This is a genomic window from Mesorhizobium sp. M4B.F.Ca.ET.089.01.1.1 (genome assembly GCF_004022605.1).
GTDB classification, from domain to species: Bacteria; Pseudomonadota; Alphaproteobacteria; order Rhizobiales; family Rhizobiaceae; genus Mesorhizobium; species Mesorhizobium abyssinicae.
The window spans coordinates 1-491 of the sequence record NZ_RZOS01001342.1; the positions used below are offsets into that span (position 1 = coordinate 1).

The following is a 491-nucleotide window of genomic DNA, read 5'->3' on the forward strand; positions in this document are numbered from 1 at the left end:
ATCCAGTACATCCTCAATTCCGACAACAAAGCCGATGCCTACCCCAACCTGGCTCCGCTCCTGGAGTCAAAAGGCGTGCGCGCATTGGATGCCAGCACCGTCGAAATCGAGCTGAAGCAGCCGTATGCCCTGCTGCCGCAAGTGCTGGGCAGCAAAGTGATGTTCCTCATCAAGCACGGGACGACCGACTTCGACAAGCCGATCGGCACCGGACCCTTCAAGTTCGTGTCATGGTCCCGCGGCCAGCGAGTGACACTTGCACGCAGCGACAATTATCGCACGGCAGGGCAACCCTATCTGGATGGGGTCGAGTTCATCGCGATAAACGACCCGACCGCCCGCATGAATGCGCTGGTGGCCGGCCAGGTCGACGCTGTGGCCCAGCTTGACGGGAGCCTGGCGCGGCTCATCGAAGCCAATCCCGCGCTTGTGCTCCTGCGCTCCAAGAGCGGCGCCACCACCGATCAGTTCATGATGACAAACCTGAAGCC

Annotated in this window: 1 protein-coding gene; it reads left to right on the forward strand. The window is 61.1% G+C overall.

Going from position 1 to position 491, the window contains the following annotated elements; all coding sequences use genetic code 11:
• Positions 1-491 (forward strand): ABC transporter substrate-binding protein (locus EN780_RS37455; protein ID WP_245500299.1); only part of this gene is annotated, 491 nt, incomplete at both ends.